16 protein-coding genes and 1 pseudogene are annotated in these 21,784 nt (G+C 61.4%); 13 read left to right on the top strand and 4 right to left on the bottom strand.

The window, feature by feature from the left end; all coding sequences use genetic code 11:
• A pseudogene (locus RMN95_RS02065) lies at window positions 1-617 on the bottom strand (M1 family peptidase); the annotation flags it as partial.
• The gene (locus RMN95_RS02060; protein ID WP_397545224.1) at window positions 614-4,570 is read right to left on the bottom strand and encodes a Pls/PosA family non-ribosomal peptide synthetase; all 3,957 of its coding nucleotides are present in this window, start codon (window positions 4,568-4,570) and stop codon (window positions 614-616) included. The pseudogene RMN95_RS02065 and the gene RMN95_RS02060, both read right to left, overlap by 4 nt.
• Window positions 4,571-4,804: 234 nt before the next feature.
• Here RMN95_RS02060 and RMN95_RS02055 point away from each other — a divergent pair, with 234 nt between their 5' ends.
• A complete protein-coding gene (locus tag RMN95_RS02055) occupies window positions 4,805-5,272 on the top strand; it encodes a hypothetical protein (protein ID WP_309615300.1) in 468 nt (155 codons plus the stop codon).
• Window position 5,273: 1 nt separating this feature from the next.
• Here the strand turns inward: RMN95_RS02055 and RMN95_RS02050 are convergent, their stop codons facing one another.
• Window positions 5,274-6,266: an LLM class F420-dependent oxidoreductase gene (locus RMN95_RS02050; protein ID WP_309615299.1), complete on the bottom strand. Its 993-nt coding sequence runs from the start codon at window positions 6,264-6,266 to the stop codon at window positions 5,274-5,276.
• A 542-nt stretch (window positions 6,267-6,808) separates the two neighbouring features.
• Here RMN95_RS02050 and RMN95_RS02045 point away from each other — a divergent pair.
• The 7 genes from RMN95_RS02045 (at window position 6,809) to RMN95_RS02015 (ending at window position 13,981) form a co-directional block, all read left to right on the top strand.
• Window positions 6,809-7,792: a thiamine pyrophosphate-dependent dehydrogenase E1 component subunit alpha gene (locus RMN95_RS02045; protein WP_309615298.1), complete on the top strand. Its 984-nt coding sequence runs from the start codon at window positions 6,809-6,811 to the stop codon at window positions 7,790-7,792.
• On the top strand, window positions 7,789-8,817 hold the full coding sequence (locus tag RMN95_RS02040; RefSeq protein WP_309615297.1) for a transketolase C-terminal domain-containing protein: 1,029 nt from the start codon (window positions 7,789-7,791) through the stop codon (window positions 8,815-8,817). Before RMN95_RS02045 ends, RMN95_RS02040 begins: the two co-directional genes overlap by 4 nt.
• 30 nt (window positions 8,818-8,847) lie before the next feature.
• The gene (locus RMN95_RS02035) at window positions 8,848-9,090 is read left to right on the top strand and encodes a biotin/lipoyl-containing protein (RefSeq protein WP_309615296.1); all 243 of its coding nucleotides are present in this window, start codon (window positions 8,848-8,850) and stop codon (window positions 9,088-9,090) included.
• Window positions 9,091-9,157: 67 nt separating this feature from the next.
• The gene (locus RMN95_RS02030; RefSeq protein WP_309615295.1) at window positions 9,158-10,852 is read left to right on the top strand and encodes a glycerol-3-phosphate dehydrogenase/oxidase; all 1,695 of its coding nucleotides are present in this window, start codon (window positions 9,158-9,160) and stop codon (window positions 10,850-10,852) included.
• Complete coding sequence (locus RMN95_RS02025) at window positions 10,852-12,381, top strand: glycerol kinase GlpK (protein ID WP_309615294.1); 1,530 nt, start codon at window positions 10,852-10,854, stop codon at window positions 12,379-12,381. Before RMN95_RS02030 ends, RMN95_RS02025 begins: the two co-directional genes overlap by 1 nt.
• Window positions 12,382-12,434: 53 nt before the next feature.
• Window positions 12,435-13,301: a class II fructose-bisphosphate aldolase gene (locus RMN95_RS02020; protein WP_309615293.1), complete on the top strand. Its 867-nt coding sequence runs from the start codon at window positions 12,435-12,437 to the stop codon at window positions 13,299-13,301.
• Entirely contained in the window at window positions 13,298-13,981 is a 684-nt protein-coding gene (locus tag RMN95_RS02015; protein ID WP_309615292.1) for a 2-oxo acid dehydrogenase subunit E2, read from the top strand. Before RMN95_RS02020 ends, RMN95_RS02015 begins: the two co-directional genes overlap by 4 nt.
• A gap of 6 nt (window positions 13,982-13,987) precedes the next feature.
• On the opposite strand, the gene RMN95_RS02010 is transcribed toward RMN95_RS02015, so the two are convergent.
• Window positions 13,988-14,974 carry a sugar-binding domain-containing protein gene (locus RMN95_RS02010; protein ID WP_309615291.1) on the bottom strand — a complete coding sequence of 329 codons (987 nt, stop codon included), beginning with the start codon at window positions 14,972-14,974 and terminating at the stop codon, window positions 13,988-13,990.
• Between the two features lie 137 nt (window positions 14,975-15,111).
• Between RMN95_RS02010 and RMN95_RS02005 the strand changes: the two genes are divergently transcribed.
• From RMN95_RS02005 to RMN95_RS01985, 5 genes are all read left to right on the top strand, one after another.
• On the top strand, window positions 15,112-15,861 hold the full coding sequence (locus RMN95_RS02005) for a lipoyl protein ligase domain-containing protein (RefSeq protein WP_309615290.1): 750 nt from the start codon (window positions 15,112-15,114) through the stop codon (window positions 15,859-15,861).
• A 254-nt stretch (window positions 15,862-16,115) separates the two neighbouring features.
• Window positions 16,116-17,564 (top strand): iron-containing alcohol dehydrogenase, encoded by a 1,449-nt coding sequence (locus tag RMN95_RS02000; protein WP_309615289.1) that lies wholly within the window; start codon window positions 16,116-16,118, stop codon window positions 17,562-17,564.
• Complete coding sequence (locus tag RMN95_RS01995) at window positions 17,561-19,072, top strand: FGGY-family carbohydrate kinase (RefSeq protein WP_309615288.1); 1,512 nt, start codon at window positions 17,561-17,563, stop codon at window positions 19,070-19,072. Before RMN95_RS02000 ends, RMN95_RS01995 begins: the two co-directional genes overlap by 4 nt.
• Window positions 19,069-19,914, top strand: a complete 846-nt coding sequence (locus tag RMN95_RS01990; RefSeq protein ID WP_309615287.1) for an HAD-IIA family hydrolase — start codon at window positions 19,069-19,071, stop codon at window positions 19,912-19,914. Before RMN95_RS01995 ends, RMN95_RS01990 begins: the two co-directional genes overlap by 4 nt.
• 173 nt (window positions 19,915-20,087) lie before the next feature.
• Entirely contained in the window at window positions 20,088-21,323 is a 1,236-nt protein-coding gene (locus tag RMN95_RS01985) for an alpha/beta fold hydrolase (RefSeq protein WP_309615286.1), read from the top strand.
• Window positions 21,324-21,784: the final 461 nt, after the last annotated feature.

The raw sequence follows: 21,784 nt of genomic DNA, 5'->3' as shown, positions 1-21,784 counted from the left end.
CGCCCGATCTGCAGCGTGACGAGGTAGCTGGCCGTCGGCTCGGCCTGCTCGAACACCCACTGCCCGCGGCCCGAGCTCACGCGGTAATGCGTCTGCACGCCCGTGCCGACCACCGTGTACCCCTGTTCGGCGGATACCCGGATGCCGTAGCTAGCTTTATCGGCAACATCGTCGTTGCAGGGAAACCAGCTTGGCGCCCCCGAGGGCTGGGACGCGACCAGCACGCCGTCCTCAAGCTCCTCCCAGCCGACCGGCCCCCACACACTCGGGCGCGGAACGGGAGACCCCGAGTAGTCGATCGTTACGGTGAAAGCTGTACCGGCGGCGAGGGCAACGGCAGGTGTGATTGTCAGCTTGTTCGCGGTCTGCCGGAAGGTCGCGCCACGCTGGCCCTCGACGCGCACCTTGTCGACACGCAGCCGTGACAGGTCGAGACTGAACTTCTCGAGTACCTGCGTGCTGGTGGCGCGGATGATCGCCGTGCCGTCGAGCCGGTTGGTCGCGACCCGGTAGCGCAGGTCGAGGTCGTAGCGATCGACCCCGTATCCACCATTCCCATTGCCGGGGAGGTAGCTGTCGCCTGCGGTGGCCGCCCCGACGCTCGGGGAGGCTTTCACGAGCGCAACGCGTGATAGTCCGCGAAGCGCACCTCACGCCACGGGCCGATCGGGTTGCCGCTCCAGCGACTGCCAACGGGCACGAGCTCGCCGCGCATCACCAGCGAGGCGGGGCCGACGGTGCCGTGCGCACTGATGGTGGCGGCGGGGAGGATGACGCTGTGCGGGCCGAGAGTTGCGCCGGCCTGCAGCGTCACGGTGTCCATGCTCATGATTCGATCATGAAAGAGATGCGTTTGCACAACGCAGCCCCTATTGACCGTCGATCCATCGCCGAGGGTTGCCAAATCGGCTTCGGGCAGCCAGTATGTCTCGCACCACACCCCCCTCCCGATCTGTGCGCCAAGGCTGCGCAGCCACCACACCAGCGCCGGTGTGCCGGTCGCGGCCTGCGCGAACCACGGCGCCGCGACCATCTCCACAAAGGTGTCTGCCAGCTCGGTGCGCCAGACGAACGATGACCAGAGTGGATGCTCCCCCACCCGTATCCGCCCCACGATGACCCACTTGGCCGCCGTACTTGCGGCCGCAGCGACCGCCCCCGCGGCGAGCATCACGATCCCGCTGAGCAGCGCCGCGGTGATGGCTCCGAAGGTGAGCGTGAGCGCGGCAAGGGTGAAGAGCACGCCGAGGCCGATGGCATACGACACGATGACAGGCACTACGCGCAGCAACTCCCACAGCCCCCGCGCGAGGCGCAACTCCAGCCCGGGGCTGAAGGTTCGGCTGTCGTCGGCCGCGGCGACGGTTCGACGCAGGCGCACGGCGGGCGACCCCAGCCACGACGAGCCGGCCTTGGATTTGCGCGGCGCCGCCGAGAGCACGGCAACCAGCCCGTCTTTGGGCACCTTATGCCCGCCGGCGGCCATACCGGAGTTGCCGATGAACGCGCGCTTGCCGATATCCGCCTCACCCACGCGCACCCAGCCCCCTCCGAGCTCGTAGGGGGCAATCATGGTGTCGTCGGCCAGAAAGGCGCCATCACGGATGGTGGTCATACTCGGCAACAGCAGCACCGTGGAGGCCTCCACGTTGCGGCCCACTTTTGCCCCGAGCATCCTGAGCCAGACTGGTGTGACGAGGCTCGCATAGAGCGGGAACAGCAGGGTGCGTGAGAGGTCGAGCAGTCGTTCGATGCTCCAGACCTGCCAGCCCGTGCGGCTGCGCACTCCGAAGATGCCCGGGCGCACGCCGATGCCGAGCAGCCGAGTCAGAATGACGACAAGCGCCGCGAGCACCAGCCCGCTAACGAGCGTCGCGGGGGCCAGTGCCGCCGCCGCGCGCCAGGCCGCATCCACCAGCGTCGGAGCCGTGCGCATGGAAATGGCAACCACCGCGCCGCCCGTGGCGATCGCCACGATGGGCAGCAGCGACAGCAAAGTCGACGACAGACCGAACGCGAACACCCAACGGCGGCCACGTGGCGGGCGATGCTCGGGCCACCACGCGTCGTGACCACCCACCCTCTGCGCTGGCGAGCCGGCCCAGCGCTGTCGCGCGGGAACTCGACCAAACACTGCCGAGCCCGGGGCAATCTCGGAGTGCTTGCCGATGCGCGTACCCGCGAGAAGCGTGCTTCGGGCGCCGACCGAGCTGTGTGCGCCGATGCGGATCGCGCCGATCCGAAGGGTGTCGCCGTCGATCCAGTAGCCGGTGAGGTCGACTTCCGGTTCAATGGATGCCCCGTAGCCGACCTCGAGCATCCCGGTAACGGGAGGCAGGGTGTGCAGGTCAACGTCGCGGTCGATTTTCGCGCCGAGGGCACGAGCGTAGTAGGTGATCCACGGGGCTCCGGCGAGGCTGACCGCACCGACCAGGTGCGCGGCCTGCTCGGCGAGCCACAGTCGCAGGTGAACGCTGCCACCGCGCGGATAATCGCCGGCGCGCACCCCGGCGAGCAGAAGCCTGGCGCAGACGACCGCGATGGCCATGCGACCCAGCGGCGTGACGAACACCAGCAGCGCCGGAATCAGCGCCCAGGCCGGCACTCGCGGCAGGACGTCGTAGCCGCCCACCCACCCGAGGATTTCGCTCGCCGTGAGCAGATAGACGAGCCAGCGTATGCCGCTGAGCGCATACAGGGGCACCCCCAGCACGGTCTGCAGCACCTGCATGCGCCGAGGGGTCGGACTCACTCGGTGGAAGTCATCCCGCGCTGCAGTGGGAACCTGGGCCGACACGGCGTCGGCCATCGCTCCCAGCGTCGGCAGCGCATAGATCTCCGCGACGGTGAATTCCGGGGCACGATGCCTGATCCGTGCGACAAGCTGGGCCGCCGCCAACGAACCCCCGCCCAGGTCGAAGAAGTTCGACGACAGATCGGTGACCACTACCCCCAGTACCGCCTGCCAGTGCTCGGCGAGCGCACCCTGGCCCTCGTCGAGGGCGTCATTATCGGCCGCGACACCGGGCAGAGGCCAGGGAAGCGCCGCCCGGTCGATCTTGCCCGAGGTGCGCGTCGGTAGGTCGTCAACGATCGCGAGCAGGGGCACCAGGGCGGCAGGCAGGGCCGCCCTCAGCCTCTCCAAAGCCGCGGTGCGATCAAAGCCAGTGGATGCCCCAACCGCAAGATATCCGACCAGCACCTGATTACCGGCAGCGGTGTTGCGCACCGCCGCCGCGGCACCGGAAACCCCGGGCAGCTTCTGGAGAGCGGCCTCGATCTCACCCAGTTCGATGCGCCGCCCACCCACTTTCACCTGGTCGTCGGCCCGCCCCTGGAACACGAGCCCGGCGCGCTCGAAGCGCACGAGATCTCCGCTGCGGTATGCCCGCTCCCACCCGAGCTGCTCGTGGGGGGCGAACTTCTCGGCATCCTTCACGGGGTCGAGGTAGCGGGCGAGACCCACGCCACCGATGACTAACTCCCCCACCTCACCCTCAGCCACGGGCATCCCGAACTCATCGACCACGGCGAGATCCCAGCCGTCGAGCGGCAGGCCGATGCGAACGGGTGTGCTGCCGTCGAGCGCAGCGGCACACGACACCACGGTCGCCTCGGTCGGGCCGTAGGTGTTCCACACCTCCCGGCCCTCGATCGCCAGCCGCTCGCCCAGTTCGGGCGGGCAGGCTTCGCCGCCGAAGATCAGCAGGCGCACATTCTCGAGCGACTCTGCGGGCCATAGTGCGGCGAGAGTGGGAACGGTCGACACAACGGTGATGCCACGAGACGTCAGCCACGGGCCGAGATCGAGCCCGCTGCGCACGAGCGACCGCGGGGCGGGAACGAGACAGGCACCGCTGGCCCACGCCAGCCACATCTCTTCACAAGACGCGTCGAAGGCGACCGACAGCCCGGCCAGCACGCGGTCACCGGGGCCGAGCGGCTCCTCGGCGAGGAACAGCCGGGATTCGGCATCCACGAACGCCGCGGCAGAGCGGTGGGTCACGGCGACTCCCTTCGGTGTTCCGGTCGAACCCGAGGTGAAAATGATCCACGCGTCGTCGTCAACGGTGGGCGGCTCGACGACCTGCACTGAGTATGCGCTCGCGTGCGGAGGGTTGCCCTCGAATAATGGCGCCTCCGAGTGTGGCCTGACGGTCGGCGTAAAGACGCCGGTGCCCTCGATGACGCCGCAGACCTCGGCCTCACCGAACACCAGGTCGGCTCTCTCCTGCGGGTCATCGGCATCGACGGGAACGTAGGCGGCTCCGGCGGCGAGCACCGCCACGATCGAGACATAGAGCTCGCGGGATCCAGACGGCATCCGGATGCCCACCCGATCGCCACGATGCACACCCGCCGCGGTGAGGCGAGAAGCGACCTGGATGACCCGGGCCATCAGCTCGCGATAGCTCAGTGCTCCCCCACCGTCGTCGAGCGCGGAGGCCTCAGGATGCCGCGCGGTCGTCTGCCCAAGGATGTCGAGCAGGGTGCGCGGAGCAGGAGTGAGCGCCGAAGCGAGCATGAGACCGCTGAGTGCGCCGGCAAGTTTGGTCGCGCGTGGCGGCATCGAATCAGGGGTATGCGCATTACTCACAGGCTCGACTTCCGAGGGCGTAAATCTTCACGATAACGGCTACCAGCGTCCGCCACGCAACTCTTGACCTTCGCCCATGCCTGATGTTTACTTCGAGAACATCCTGCGTCCATCGGCGACCGCAGAATTAGGTGAGGCGTGTGTGAGATTCACTGGCATTCACTGTGAGGCGTAATGTTTGCCGTGCTACCCGAAGGAGTGTTCACAGTGTCACCTTCCAAGAAGTCTGACAAAAAGTCCGCCGGCACCGAGCCGAAGTTGTCGAAGAAAGCCCGGGTGAAACTGGCCGAGAGGGCGGAGAAGAAGGCGGAAAAGGCCGCCGTCGCGGCTAAGAAAGCCAAAGCGAAAGCTATCAAGGCCAAGGAGCAGGCCAAGCAGAAGGCAAAGAAAGAAGCCGCGCGTGCGAAGGACCGGTCGAAGGAGCATACGCCCAAGGGAGACACAAAGGCCGCCCCGACATCCGCTGTCACGCCCCCGGCACGGGCACCGCGAGCAGCCAGGGCGGCCTCGCCGAAGACGCCCACAGCCAGGGCCACAAGACCCGCGACGTCTGGCACTCCGTCGGCGAGCTGGACGCTCGTTTCGCTCCGTACCCATGCCCGCGAGCTCGGTCTGACCGGCCATTCGCGTCTGAGCAAAGACGCCCTTCTGGAGGCACTCAAACCGAAGAGCTGAGCTATGCCAACGCGGGCATGACCTCGCGCTCGAACAGCTCGATGCCGCTGCGGTCGTATGCCGCTCCGGGGAAGTAGTTGATCTGGTAGCCCAGCCCGCGCGCCGCCATGTCGGCGAAGCGCTCGACCAGTTGCTCGGGCGTGCCGACTCCGAGCGCGCTGCCACTGCGGTATTCCGCAACGAAGTCCGCGGCCTCGTCGGCGCCGAGGTACGGAACAACTCTCGCCTCGATCGCGTCGATGCGGTCAGAAACTTCCGCTTCGGTGCTGGCGACGACGATGTTGTAGTTCGACGAGCGTACGATGGCATCGAAGTCGGTTCCGGCATCCGCACAGTGCTGGCGCAGCAGTGCACTCTTGACATCGAACGTCTCGGGGTCTCCCCCGAAGTTCGTATACTGCGCATACTCGGCGGCGATCCGTAGAGTCACCTTTTCACCGCCGCCGGCCACCCACATCGGAATGCCACCCTGTTGCAATGGGAGCGGCCGCACGATCGCGCCATCCACCTGGTAGTGCTCACCCTGGAGCGTCGCCGTGCCGGTCGTCCAGGCTTGGCGCATGATCTCGAGTCCCTCGCGCAGTCGGGCGAGCCGGTTGCCTGCGGTCGGGAAACCGTAACCGTACGCCTTCCACTCGTGCTCATACCAGCCCGCACCGATGCCCATCTCGGTGCGTCCGCCAGAGACGATGTCGACAGTGGATGCCACCTTCGCAAGGTAGGCAGGATTGCGGTAGCTCATACACGTGCACATCTGCCCCAGTCGCACCCGGGAAGTGGATGCGGCGAACGCAGCCATGAGCGTCCACGCCTCGTGAGTCGCCTCTTCGCTCGGCACCGGCACCGTGTGGAAGTGGTCGTACACCCAGATCGACTCCCACTCATCGGCATCGGCATGGGTGGCCAGCTCGCTCATGATGCGCCACTGGTCGGCTGGTTCGATCCCGACAAGATCGTGACGCCAGCCCTGGGGAATGAAGAGTCCGAATCGCATGCAACCCAGCTAACCACGGGCTCACTCTGGTCATATCGACGGGGAGTTGGGCCCGTAGGGGAAACCGCCATCGAGACCCGGGACATCGTGTGTGCGCATAGACGCAACCGCACACATGCCGGGTCTCGCAATGGAGCGCCAGGAAGGAAGCGCCCTCCGAGTGTCCTGTGGCGCTGAGGCAGCGTATCCGCCGTGAGCCGATCCGTCTGGTTCTACTGAGCTTCTCGCCGGTTGGCTCATGCAGTTGACAGACGCCGAATAACGAGAGTACCGTTCGGCCTAGGGTGGAATCAAGATTCAGATAATGCATAAATATACCAAAAGCTGGAAGCCCAATCTGACCGGGATGCACTAGCACCATCAGGATTGTTTCGAAGGAGAAACCTCATGGATAGTCGAACGCATAGCTTGCGCGTCGCAGTCATCGCGTCTATCGCATTGACAACTCTGAGGCGAGCCAGCCAGAAGCAGGCGTGAAATGCGGGTCAAAGAGTCAGCTGAGACCGATGTTGTCGTCAACCGGGGTGAAGGGAAATAAGACCATGGCAGATCTACAGTTACAGGACTTGATCGAGATACAGCGGCGCATGTTGAGGATCCGCAGGTTCGATGAACGCGCCTCGAAGATGGTGAAACGTGGCCACATTCCTGGCACTGTTCATACCAGCATCGGACAGGAGGCCCAGGTTGTCGGATCGACCTTTGCCCTCGGAGATGGTGACTACATGTCGGGAAATCACCGTAGTCACGGCCACCCGATTGGCAAGGGGTCGCCGCTCGGCCCTCTGATGGCCGAACTGGTCGGAAAAGCGACCGGAGTCTGTAAGGGCAAGGGAGGCTCTCTTCACCTCGCAGATTTCTCCGTCGGCAGCCTGGGAGAGTCGGGAATTGTTGGCTCGTCCATCCCTATTGCTACCGGCGCCGCACTCTCGTCCAAAGTTCTCGACAATGGGCGCGTTGCGCTGGCATTTTTCGGTGACGGTGCGGCGAACCAGGGGGTTTTGTACGAGTCGATGAATCTCGCTGGGGCCTGGAAACTCCCGATGATTTTCCTCTGCGAGAACAACCAATATGCCCTCAGCACTCCCGCACATACCGTGACGTCCGGCATCATCGCCGACCGCGCCGCGGGATTCGGGATGCCGGGAGTCAGGGTTGAGAATGGCCAGGCAGTTCTCGCGGTGTACGACGCGGTCAAGGCCGCCGTTGATCGAGCACGAGCGGGAGAGGGGCCCTCGCTCGTCGAGGTCGTCACCTATCGCTACAACGAGCATTCCGAAGGCCTTCGCCTCGCTACCGACTATCGCAACGCTGAAGAGCGCGCCGATTGGCTTTCCCGTGACCCGATTGTGCTCTTTCGCGAGCACCTGGCCCTGCAGGGTGTCGGTTCCGACGAGCTTGACCTTCTTGAATCGGATGCTCTTGAGGAGGTCGACGCAGCCGTGGCTTTCTCGGACAACAGCCCGTATCCGGACCTCTCGGTTGCGTTCGACGATCTCTATACAGATAAGGAACTCACAGCATGACGGTCATGAGCTATTTGGGTGCGATCGGTGCGGCCCAGCGCGAGGCAATGGACGCCGACGACCGCGTGATCATCATTGGCGAAGACGTCGAGGCGAACGTCTATGGAACCACGGGCGGTGGCAAATCGCGCTCGAGTGAGGGGGATTTCCTGCAGCGCTACGGCAAGAACCGGATCAGGAATACTCCGATCTCTGAGGAGGGGATAGTGGGAGCGGCGGCGGGAGCAGCGATGACGGGCCTGCGTCCCATAGTCGATTTGTCCTATTCCAGCTTCCTCTATATGGCGATGGACCAGTTCGTGAACCAGGTAGCAAAGAACCGGTACATGTTCGGCGGTCAGGCTTCCATGCCGGTGGTGTTCAGGTCGGCAATGTTCTACGGTCTCAACACCGGCGCCCACCATTCCGATCGACCGTATCCGATGTTCATGAACGTGCCGGGGCTGAAAATCATTGCACCGTCCACGCCGACGGATGCCAAAGGGCTGTTGCGCTCCGCTGTCGACTCTGATGACCCGGTTCTGACCTTCGAAGCGTGCCTGCTGTGGGGGACAAAGGAAGAGGTCAGTGAGGAGGAATTCTGGATCCCGCTCGGCGTAGCCCGGACAGTACGGGAAGGTACCGACGTCACTCTGGTGGCCATTTCGGGATCGGTACCGGAGGCTGTCCTGGCAGCGGAAGATCTTGCCGCGGAGGGCGTGTCGGTTGAGATCATCGACCCGCGCACGCTGGTTCCACTCGACAGGGACGCGATTCTTCGCTCCGTCGTGAAGACAGGCCGACTGGTCGTCGCCGAACCCGCACACAGGACCTGTGGGGCAGCTGCCGAGATCAGCGCGCTGGTCGCTGAGGATGCTTTTGATTCTCTGCTCGCTCCCATCGTGCGAGTCACCGCTCCCGATATGCAGATTCCCTTTAGTCCCGGGCTCGAGAAGCAGATGTATCCGACGCGCGCGACGATCGCTGCCGCAATCCGTCGGGTAGCGGGGTTGGCCCAGACGATTCCGTCCGCATCACAGCACTAATTCGTTAGCAATGAAAGAAGGAAGATCGAGATGGCACGAATAGAAGTTTTGCTTCCCCAGTGGGGTATGGGCATGAGTGAGGGAACCATAGTCCAATGGCTGAAAGCCGTCGGCGACCGGGTTACCGAGGACGAGCCTCTGGCCGAAGTGGAGTCCGAAAAGGTGGAAGAAACATTGGAGTCGCCGGCCACCGGCACGCTCACTGAGATTCTTTCGCAAGAGGGCGAGAACGTCGAAGTTCGAACCTTGATTGCCGTCATCGAAACAGACTGAGTCTCATCCTTCGCGATGGTCACCGTCGCAAATAACCCCCGCCTAAAGAAATCATTGAGAGGAAGCCATGCCGTCGCAGAAAGTCGACACCGTCGAGGTGTCCATCGTCCCGTTCGATCTCGTTGTCATCGGCGCGGGGATAAACGGGCTGGGAATCGCACGCGATGCCGCCAGCAGAGGTTTGCGGGTCGCGGTCATCGAGCGGGACGACTTCTGCAGTGGTGTATCGGCCTGGTCAGGTCGCCTCATCCACGGCGGGCTTCGGTATCTTGAGCACGGCGAGGTGGGCCTGGTGCGGGAATCGCTGAGGGAACGCGAGCGTCTCTTTCGGATCGCTCCCCATCTGGTCAAACCGGTACCGCTGTTAATGCCGTTCTATTCCAGAAACAGAAGGCCAGCGTGGCTGATTCGTCTCGGGATGATCGCCTACGACGTGCTGTCCTGGGACAAGAAGTCGCCGCGCCACAGGATACTGTCCCGTGACGCGGTGCTCAAACGCTTTAGCGGCATGGAGGAACGTGGGCTGAAGGGTGCTGCGCTCTTCATCGATGGACAAGTCGAATATGCCGAAAGGTTGTGCGTGGAACTCGCCGTCGCGGCAAGAGCGGACGGCGCAGTGATCATCACCCATGCCGAGGTCACCAACCTGCTGGTCGAGGATGGCCAGGTTTACGGTGTGAGCTACGAGGATGCCAGCACCGGGGCGAAAACAAACATCCTCGGCACCACCGTAATGAATGCATCAGGTCCGTGGGTGGATTGGGTGTTGGGCAACCCGAGCGACGCCCAAGACAACAGCGGGAAAGATCGACTCATTGGCGGCTCCAAGGGATCCCACATCGTCGTCGACCCGTTCCCCGGCGCGCCGAATGACGTTGTTTACTACGAGTCACAGTCCGACGGTCGTCTCGTTCTCGTTATCCCCTGGATGGGTCGCTATCTCATCGGGTGTACCGATACGAAGTTCGACGACGGGCCCGACAGCGCACGCGCGACCAGGGCCGAAGCGGATTACCTCCTGGCCGAGGTGAACGTGCTCATTCCTGACGCGAAGTTGACCATCGGCGATGTGCTGTTTACTTACAGCGGTGTACGCCCACTGCCGTTCGCCCCGGGCGTTGCCGAGTGGAAAATTCCTCGGAGTCACATTATTCACGATCACAAAAGGGAGGGCGTCAAAAATCTTTACTCCGTCGTAAGTGGAAAACTAACGACCTACCGACAGCTTGCGGAAGATGCTGTCAATATTGTGTTTCGGGATCTCGGGAGACGTCGACTTCCGTCGCCGACCCGGGATTTGCCCTTTCCTGGCGCACGCGTCTCCGACTACATCACCTTTCGACGTGCCTTCCTGAAAACCAGCCTGGTCGATGCCGCAACAGCGGAGCGACTTCTCGATCTGTATGGGGTAAGGGCCGAAGAAGTCCTCGAACTCATGAGGGTGGATCCGCAGCTGGGTGAGCGGTTTGACCCCCTTTCTGACGCGGTTGCGGCAGAGCTTATCTTTGCCGTACGCAGTGAACTTGCTCACACCCTGACGGACGTCCTGGCGCGTCGAATCCTCCTCGCATTTGAGCCGGATCACGGAGTCGCCGCCGTGGCGCGCGCAGCGGCGATACTGGCTCCGCTGCTGGGATGGAATGACGAAAAGCGTGATGCCGAAATTGCTGACTACCGTGAGTGGCTTGGCCACCTAGCGGTTCCCGGCAGGAGTCGGCCTGTGGCCGTTCCCGCGGTCGACCGGCCTGAACGGGTGACCTGATGCCGAGAAAGTATGTTCTGGCACTTGATGAGGGCTCGAGCAGCGCTCGAGCCGTGTTGGTCGATGAGCAGGGTGAACTCGTCAGTGAAGCCGCAATCCCGATTCGCGCTCTCTATCCGCATCCGGGCTGGGTTGAGTTGGATCCGGAGACCCTGTGGCAGGCGGCGAAGAGCGCAATTGACGCTGTCATGCAGAAAGGCACAGTGACAGCGCTCGATATCGCGGCAGTCGGGGTTACGTCGCATCGAGAGACGTGCATGATCTGGGACCGCTCGAGCGGTCATCCCGTATATAACGCCGTGATGTGGATGTCGAAGCAAACGGACGATATCGTCGCCCGTTGGTCAGCCAAGGGCATGGATGACGAGATTCGACTTCGAACGGGACTTCGCAACGACTCGTACTTCTCGGCGGCAAAGCTCGCCTGGATCCTGGAAAATGTGCCGGGAGTGCGGGACGCCGCGACCAACGGCACCCTCGCGGCGGGCACGGTTGATACCTGGCTCCTCTGGAAGCTGACAGGCGGAGAGTCGCACCGTACCGATCCGAGTGCGGCATCACGAACGGCGATGTTCAACATCCACACCAACTCATGGGATCAGGAGTTGTGCGCCATGTATGGGATACCGCTAGGACTGCTGCCCGAGGTTGTCGCCTCCAATTCCTGCTTCGGGCATGTCGACTCCGCACTTCTGGAGAGAGGGAGCGAAGCCGCGGTTCCCGTGATGGCGATGCTGGGAGATCAACAGGCTGGCTTATACGGTCAGGGGTGCATCGGGGCTGGCGCCGCAAAGAACACCTATGGCACCGCCGGCGTTCTCACGGTGAATGTGGGGGCACATCCCGTGATTATTGATGGAATGACCAGCAGCGTTGCGTGGAAAGTCGACGCTGAGACGGTTTACGAAGTCGAGGGTGTTGTGTTCCACAGCGGCCAGACCCTTCAGTGGCTGCGCGATAATATGCGGTTGATCGACTCAATTGAGTCCAGCGAGTCATTGGCCCAGTCCGTTCCCGATAACGGCGGCGTATATTTTGTCCCAGCATTTGCTGGCCTGTGTGACCCCTACTGGGATCGGAATGTTCGGGGCGCAATTTTTGGGCTCACGCTCGATACGGGCGCGGCGCACGTTGTCCGCGCCGGCCTCGAGGCGATGGCGTACCAGACTCGCGACAATGTCGATGCGCTCGCCTCGGGCGGCATCGGTGCCCTCAGTCTCAAGGTTGACGGTGGCGCCATCGCCAATGACTTTCTGTGTCAATTTCAGGCCGACATACTCGGGATTCCTGTGGAGCGTCCCCACGGGTTGGAGCGCACGGCTGTGGGCGCGGCACGGCTCGCGGGCACCGGAGTCGGGCTGTGGAACGGGACTTCGGATTTGGCAAGTTCGTGGCGACTCGAGCGGCTATTCGAGCCGCACATTTCGTCCGATCATCGCGAAGCGCTTTACGACGGATGGAAGCAAGCGGTCGCTTGCGCTCGAACGCTCCCGGCTCGAAAAATGGCCGGGAGTCATGCAATTAAATGAATCACACTGACTGCTCGGCAACGAGCGGTATCACGTACTGAGGAGAAGATAGCGTGCGAAAAGTAAATCCGATGGCTCTCGTCGAACGAGCCCGGCACAATGGCTACGCCGTCGGTGCCTTCAACATGCACAATCCCGAAACCACCCAGGCTCTGATTCACGCAGCCAAAAACTCCAACTCTCCGGTTTTCCTCCAGGTGGGGCGTGCAATAGTGCCCCACATGGGGCTGGAGGAGGCCTTTCGGATGACACGTCGTGAACTGGAAAACTCCGACAGCGAGGCAGTCATTCACCTGGACCACGGAACCTATGACGAGGTCTTTCTCGCGCTCAAGCTGGGGTTCGATTCCATCATGTTCGACGGCTCACATCTGAGCTTTGACGATAATGTCGAGGCAACCCGCCACATCACGGCTGTCGCACACTCGTTTGGCGTTCCTGTCGAGGCGGAACTGGGAAAGATCCCGGATGCCGGCACAGACGTGAACTGGGCCGATTACTACACCAGCGTCGAAGAGGCTGAGGAATTCGTAGCAAAGACGGGCGTCGATCTTCTGGCCATCTCGGTTGGCGTGTTTCACGGCATCCCACCGACGCAACCCCTGCCACTTGACATCGAACGGATTGAGCGCATTCGCGACGCCGTCGGCATCCCGCTCGTCCTGCACGGGGCATCGGGGGTACCGCTGGACGACCTGCGGGCCGCGATCGGAGCCGGAGTTCACAAACTGAATGCCGATACAGATCTGCGGCATGCTTTCCGTCGAGGGATCGAACAGACCTGGGCTCTAGGCGATCGGCAGCTGGAGGAGGCGATGGCCGAAGGACTGCGTCTCATGACCCAGGCGACAATCCAGAAAATGAACGAATTCGGTTGCGCCGGAATGGCGACGCCCGTCAATGACATGGTGATGTCGTGAGCGATGCTGGGTTTATCACCCAGGAAGGAGTCCTCACCCCTCTCAAGGGACTTCGCCGCACGGCCGCCCGGCGAATGATGACGGCGTGGCAAGCACCTGTTTTTCACCTCACGGTAGAGGTCGACATGACCGAAGCCTCGCTGGTCAAGCAGCGTGTTCCCGGCGCAACGGTCACCGACGTCTTCGTTGCCGCATCGGCTCAGGCGCTGCTTGCGGTACCTTCTCTCAACGCTCACGTCGGCGATGACGAGCTGACCCTCTTCCCGCACGCGAATGTCGGAATCGCAGTGGCGACCGACAACGGCCTGACGGTACCGGTGATCCATGGGGCGGACGTGCTGAGTCTGTCTGAGATTGCCACCCGTCGGCGAGATGTCGTCCAGAGAGCGCGAGCGCGCGCCCTCGTCATGGACGATGTCACCGGCGGCACGTTCACGATCTCCAATCTCGGGATGATGGCCATCGACCGATTCGATGCGATTCTCAACGTCCCTCAAGCCGCCATTCTTGCGATCGGCAGCACCCGCCGACGGTACGTGTGGCGTGGCGATACAGCAGTGTGGCTCCCCATCGCGGAGCTGACGCTCACTTGTGACCACCGAGCTGCCGACGGAGCCGCCGGAGCCACGTTTCTCGCCGCACTCACGGCGGCCCTCACCAAACCGATTGTTCCGGCGTAACCTGACCTACTCGTGCTTTTCGTCGTCTGCGAGCAGCCGCTGCGCCGTAAGAACATCGGTGATCAGGATGTTTATCCACTCTGCCCTGAGCGCGGCACGGATCGCGACAAACTTACTGAGCCCACCTGCCACCCCGATGCGCCTCTTGGCAACCCGGAGTTGGGTGAGAGTGATGCCGATTACCAGTTCGTCGAGGTCGCTGACCACAGGCTTTCCGTCAGCATCGATGAATCTCAGATTCACTTCCCCGACGGCCCCCAAAGACTTCGCGAGCGCAAACTGCTCCTCCCGGAAGAAATTCTCGCCAGAAACGAGTGGATGCACAATTTCACAGTCCCCGATTCCCACCAGGGCGATATCGATGCGATCAAATGCAGCGATGGCCTCCTGGGTGTGGACATCATGGTCGATGATCGCATCCCGCACAGCGGTGGATGCCACGACTCCCGGCGCCCGCAAAAACAGCGGCGTCGCCCCCACCAGGTCGGCAAGGCGCTGGGTTGCCCTGGTAGCTTCATGCTCGAGCCTGGGTGGCCCGACGTTACCAAGCATCTCCACCACGAAAAGATCACCCGATGTGCGGACGGGCTGCAGGGCCGCGGTCATATGACGCCATGACCTACTCCAGGAGGTAAAGCCGATCGTCTGTGATTCGAGCTGTATGGGTTGCAGGATCGCCGCAGCCGCAATTCCCAGATCCCTGGTGAGTTCACCCTCATCGTGATCATCGAGGGCCTCGACCACATGCACCTGGACGAGGCCGAATTTCTCTTCGAGCGACTCCTCCAGTTCCGCGAACAGCCCAATCGGGCTGACTACGACCGTCCGGACAATGCCGGAATCCGATGCCGCCTGCAGCAGGCGCGACACCCGGGCCTGTGAAATCCCCAGCCGATTCGCAATGTCCGTTTGCCGAACGCCCCTGGAGTGATAGAGACGAGCCACCTTCGACATCACACGTTGATTTTCGGTATCGGAGTCCCACTCTGCCACTTCTGTATCCTTTCGTTTCCTACCATTATTGTGGCCCATAAAAGACATCATGGTTCAAACTTCTATAATTGCATAATTATTCTCAAACGGGAGTATCATGCCGGTGGTGAATACATACTGCACATCGGCGCGCCAACATGACGACTAAGTCACAGCGGGCCCTTTATCTCACCGACAGCGGCGGTTTCGGTCCTCAGGGTGATCTGGAATTGTCGAGCGATGTGCTGCGAACCGCGGCGATCACGAAGGGCTTCGGTCGCCTGATTCGCATCTATCGACCTGAGCCCACTCTTGCATTTAGTCGACGTGAGACTCACCTTCCCGGGTTTGAGTCTGCCGTGACCCTGGCGGCGGGGTTTGGGTTCGCGCCAGTTGTTCGACCCACCGGTGGGCGAGCGGTCTCATACGACCAATCATGCCTCGTCATGGACGTAATCGACGCCGTGGCCAGCCGACATCTCGGCCAACAGGAGGCATTCGCCGAAGCGGCCGGCGCGATTTCGAGGGCTCTCAGCGCCTGTGGGGTAGACGCACAGGTCGGTGAGATTCCCGGCGAGTACTGCCCGGGAGCTTTCAGCGTGAATGCTCGTCGCACTGTCAAAATCGCAGGTATCTCGCAGCGGGTAATTTCTGGCGCACGTCTTGTCAGCGCCATGATCCCCGTCTCCCCGTCTCCTCTTGTTGTCGAGGCACTGTCTGCTGTCTACCGCACGATGAAGTTCGAGTGGGATCCCGATACATTCGGATCCATTTCGAACGAAGCCCCCGCTGCGACGTTTGCAGACCTCAGCGGCGCTATTCGCCAAGAATTCTCGCCCGACGGGGTGGTGGATATGTCCTTTACGCACTTCACGGCCAGTACTCGCGTGCCTCATACCATCCCCTAATAGCCGACGCGCTCGCGTTTACTTGACGCACTTGTGATGCGGGACATACACTGCTCGTCATCCGCATTTTGATTCCATATGCGAATATATATGTCCCCCAGGGCGGCGAGTCTGACGTCTGGACCGACATAACCCCACCCTTCTTGAGGGAGAGACCCCGTGTTCACGAGTTTCCATCGGTCGCAAGCAACGTCTGTTTCGACGGATGGAGACAGCGCAGCCCTGCGGCCTGAGTACGCAGCACCGGACTTCGCATGAATTCATTTGCAAGCATCACCGACCCCACCGATCTGAGTGGACTTCGCGCGGTTATCGCAAACTCCCCAGGAGCGCAGACCCTGGTTCACCTGGGCATCCGTCGATTGGAGATTTCGCCACTCGCTGCGGACTCGGCGGTCGAGGCGGTCGAGGCGGAACTGGTCATTGCCGGCCACCCGCGTGACGGCGCAAAAGTGTTGATCATTGTTGACTCCACGATGATCCGACGAGCAGGTCAGGATCTCAAGGCGGAGATACATCGTCAACTGGCAGCTCGTTTCGACGTTGACGTACTTGTGCTGGGGAATGACGCACATCTCCTTGCCGATGACAACTCACTTGACTCTGCGACCAAAGCCGTTCAGAACATTGACTGCGTGGTAACGATAGGTAGCGGCACAATTACCGACATTGGTAAGGTCGCGACACATCGCAATTCGGGTACTCCTCTGGTCGTGATCCAGACATCCGCGTCGGTAGACGGTTTCACGGACAATGTGTCGGTCGTCCTCAAGAACGGAGTCAAGCGCACTATCCCTTCACGCTGGCCCGATGTTGTCCTTGCCGACACGGACACGATCGCGGACGCCCCTCCCGCCATGAATACGGCAGGGTTTGGCGAAGTGTTGTCGCTCTACACGGCCCCAGCCGATTGGCAACTCGCTTCCCTCTGCGGCCTTGATCTGACATTTCACACCACGCCTCGAGATCTACTTCTCGCTTTCGCCGGCGACCCGAGCAAGTGGGCGCTGGGGCTGTCCGGTGGACACGATGCTGCCATTCAACAACTCACTCGAGTTCTCGCTATCCGAGGTATGGGAACCGGGGTTGCCGGCACCACCGCCTGCCTCTCGGGTGTCGAGCACGTAGTGAGCCATATGCTCGATATGTACTCCGGATCGCATAGTCTCCCCACCGGTCTGCATGGCGCCCAGGTGGGAGTCGCATCGCTGGTTGCGGCTGCGGCGTGGCACATGTTCCTCGACCGAATGGAGACCCAGCAACCCGAGGCCGCCTTCCCCGGCGACCCTGACGTTGAAGTCAAGGTTCGGTCAGCCTTCGACTGGTGTGATCCCTCCGGGGCCACAGGTGCGGAGTGTTGGCGGGATTATCAGGAAAAGCTCGCCGGGTGGCGGAGTAACAGTCGACAGGTAACCTCCGTTCTCGCGAACTGGACAGACCATGCGGAGGGCTTTCGAGCGTTGGTACCGACGCCCGATACGCTCGCCCGCGGGCTCAACGCGGCAGGGGCGACCGCACTACCCCACCAGTTGAGCGATTGGATAACGCCGCAGGTGTGGAAGTGGGCAGTCAGCAACTGCCATTTCATGCGGAACCGCCTCACCGTCATCGATCTGTTGTTTTTCATGGGCTGGTGGACTGATGACGACATCGACCTGGTCATCGAGGATGCCGCACGCGCCGCACAAGCCGCCAGCGCATGACTCGCAATCTGCTCGTCTCCGTCGACTGCTCAACGACGAGTGTCAAGAGCATGATCTGGGACGTCAACGGGAATCTCATAGCGAGCGGCCGGGCACCACTCGATTTGAGCACTCCCGCTACCGGATATGGCGAACAGGATCCGCTGCAGTGGTGGACCGCGACCTGCGCGGCCGTGAGGTCAGCGATGAAGGCCATTTCCGGGGACTCGGTTGTCGCCATGTGCATCGCCCACCAACGAGAATCATTCGCCTGTCTGGATGCCGCCGGCGATGCGATCCGGCCCGCCATGCTGTGGCTTGATTCACGGGCAACGGCAGAGGTCGAGTCCGCAGGCACGCTTCGGGTTCACCAGGTCACCGGGAAGCCACCGAATCCCACCCCAGCGTTCTATAAGCTGCTGTGGCTTCGGAAGCATGAGCCCGAGTCCATGCAGAAGACCGCACATGTTGTGGATGTGCATGGCTACCTGGTCAACAAAATGACTGACCGATGGCGAACCTCCATTGCAAGTGCGGATCCGCTGGGACTGGTCAATCTGGTCACCGGAGACTACGACGACGAACTGATTTCCCAAGCAGGACTCACCCGCGACCAACTCAGTGAGCTCGTGCCCGCGGGCGATGTCATCGGCGAGCTCACCGCAGTGGCGGCAGTTGCTCTTGGCCTCCCCGTCGGCTTGACCGTGATCGCGGGGGCGGGTGACGGCCAAACTGCCGCACTCGGGGCCGACATTTCACAGCCGGGTCGGGCCTATCTGAATCTGGGGACCGGCCTTGTAGCGGGGTGTTTCAGCGCGACGTACAAGGCCGATCAGGCATATCGAGCGCTCACCGGGCTCATTCGAGGCACCTTCTCGTTCGAGATATTCATCGGCGCCGGCACGTACATGATTAATTGGTTTGTCGACACGTTCGTGGGGCAGCGAGGTTCGGATACCAACGACGTTGGGACCATCGAACTGCGCCTAGAGCGAGAAGCGGAAAGCGTCTCCCCCGGTAGTCAGGGCCTTTTCGTCGTTCCGTATTGGAACGGCGCACTGACTCCATACTGGGACCACAACGCGCGCGGGGTGATGCTTGGATTCTCCGGCGTCCACGATCGTGCGCACATCTATCGAGCCATACTCGAAGGACTTGCGTTCGAACTTCGACTGTGTCTCGAGCGGGTGGACGCATCGTTGGCCGATCCCATCTCGTCGCTCGTCGCGATGGGCGGCGGTGCGCAGAGCGCCCTGTGGTGTCAGATTCTTTCCGATGTCTTGGGGCGACCCATCGTCGTCTCAGAACAGCAGGAAAGCACGAGCCTTGGCGCCGGGATGCTCGCCGCGGCCGGAGTCGGACTCTATCCGGATATCGGGGCCGCCTCCAAAGCGATGAGCGCTTTCGGCACAACGTATTTCCCGGACGCCACAGTGTCGCCCATCTACGACCGACTCTTTACCGTCTACCGGGAAATCTATCCGTCGACGCGCGACGTCTTCGCGCGCCTAGCGCAGGTCCGCGAATGACGGTGGTGCGCGAAGTCCGACCAATGGCACGGTCAGGTGCTCCCGATCGACTCTATGATGCCTATATTTTCGATCTCGACGGCACTATCTATTTGGGAAACGAATTGCTTCCGGGTGCTCGCCGGCTCATCAAGCATCTGCAGGCTCACAGTGTGCGCACGGTTTTCCTCTCCAACAACCCCACACTCGATCCCGACATGTACGTCGAAAAACTCCGCAACCTCGGGCTCCATGTCGATGTCTCCTCGATTGTCAACTCCGTCGTCAGCATCATCGCCTGGCTCAACCGCGACCACCCGGGAGCGACAGTATTTCCGATCGCCGAGCAACCACTCATTCGGGCCCTGATCGCGGCGGGGATTCCCATCTCCGAAGATCCGGAAAAGATTGACATTGTCATCGCCAGTTATGACAGAACATTCGACTACCGAAAATTGCAGATTGCATTTGATGCCATCTGGCAGTTCAAACGCGCGATTCTCGTGACTACCAATCCTGATCAATACTGCCCCTTTCCCGACGGGAGAGGTCAGCCGGACGCCGCCGCAATTGTTGCGGCAATCGAAGCGAGCACCGGTGTGAGGTGTCAGGCGAATGCAGGCAAGCCCGACCGAATCATGCTCGACTGCGTCGCAGAAGCCCTCAAGGTCAATCTCGCCGATTCGATCATGGTCGGGGACCGGCTCTACACGGACATCCAGATGGCCCACAATGCGGGCATGGATTCGGCACTCGTACTGACCGGCGAAACAACGTTGGAGATGGTTGATTCCTGTGTGCCCTCGCAACGCCCGACGTTTGTTCTCGAAAGAATCGATCATCTGGTGCCGGGTCTTGGCTGATTCAGGGCGTGCCGAACCCTGTACTGCTGCCCGCCCGAAGACGTGACTCAGCACTCTCTCGACGCTATGCTCGGGCCACGAAAGAAATTCGCTTACTGAATAAAAATGCGCACTCCACCGTCTCCGACGATTGCCGGGGGACAGTCCTAATACAACGAACAGGGAGGCTTAATATGTCGGAGCAGCACAACGTGCATCCGTTCACCATCGACATTCAGCAGGACAAGCTCGATGACATGATGGACCGACTACGCCGCACCAGGTTTCCCCACGACTTCGGGAACGATGACTGGCGTTATGGCTACAACACTGACTACCATCGCACTCTGGTCGACTACTGGGTGAATGAATACGACTGGCGAGACGTTGAACGTCGCATGAATGATTTACCCCAGTTCAAAGTTGATCTCATGGGCGTTCCACTTCACTTCATTCACGTCAAAGGCACGGGGTCGAACCCCATGCCCCTTCTCCTGCATCATGGATGGCCATGGACATTCTGGGACGTTCGGAAGGTGATTGAACCTCTGACGAATCCCGAGAAGTTCGGCGGAAGCGCCGAGGATTCATTTGACGTTGTGCTTATCTCGCTGCCGGGCTACGGATTCTCCTCGCCCTTGACGGAGACGGGCTGGAACTGGTGGCAGACCGCCGATCTTGAGAACACACTCATGACCAAGGTGCTTGGGTATGACAAATACGCCACTGCGGGAGGAGACTGGGGGGCTCTCATTGCCCAGCAGCACGGGCATAAGTACGAGGATAACGTCGTTGGCGTCTACACCCATTTCCCGGCTCAAATGAGCCACTACCTTCCCGCGCATCCCGATCAGCCGCCGGGAGTCTCATTCGATCCAGCTCTCGGGCTTCCCGCTCTGAGCGAATACCGAGCAGGAGAGGAAGGCTGGTTCGAGCGCGGAAAACTTTTCGTCGAGAATGAAAGCGGCTATGGGGAAATTCAGCTGACAAAACCCCAGACGCTTGCTGCCCTGGTCGCGGATTCTCCTGCGGGGCAACTCGCCTGGATCACCGAGAAGCGATATTTCTGGGGACTCGCGGAACGAGGTTCCGGCACGGACGCGTTTGAACGCGTCTGGCCCAAAGAAGACCTCGTGACAACGGCGGCGATTTACTTTCTGACGGAAACCGGCGGCACCTCTTCACGCTACTACTGGGAGTGTCGCGGAAATCCGTGGAAGCCCAGCCACGACCGGTTCCCTGTTGTCGGCGTCCCGACGGCCGTCAGCATTTACCCGGGAGAAATCTATAAGCCGCCGCTGTCCTGGACGGAGAAGTACTTCAATCTCCAGCAGTATCGAGTACATGCCACGGGTGGACACTTCGCTCCCCTCGAGGCACCCGAGACCTACGTTGACGACATCAGAACCTTCTTCCGGACTCTTCGCTGACCTGTCGCACGCCAACAATGTCGGGTGGCAGTGCAGGCTTATGAGTAGGGCCTACATCACGAATGGGTACCAGGCGCATTTATTTTCACTATCTGCTTGACCATTCATAGGAGTGGTGGTACTCCTTTACTAATGTCGATTCGACAGTTGAATAATAATTCAGAGTTTTCTACTGGACAGGTAGAACGCCCGTATCCCTAGGAGTCAAGGATGTCTCTCGGTAAGAAATTAACCCGTGCGGTCGGCCTGATGAGCATGGTGGCCGTCGCGTCGCTTGTTCTCGCCGGTTGCACCACCACCGCAAATAATTCGACTGGTGCTGCCGCACCCTTGAAAAAGGAGGACCTTGTCCTCGTCGTGTCGGTCATCAACACGACCAACCCCTATCACCCGCGAGGCCCTAAATCATGCGAGTAACCGTTCGCGAAGTCGCCCAGTTGCTGGGCGGCACGGTGATTGGC

This window comes from Salinibacterium sp., assembly GCF_031364185.1.
GTDB lineage: Bacteria > Actinomycetota > Actinomycetes > Actinomycetales > Microbacteriaceae > Rhodoglobus.
The sequence above is the reverse complement of the archived record's forward strand: the minus strand, read 5'-3'. Positions and strand labels throughout refer to the sequence as shown.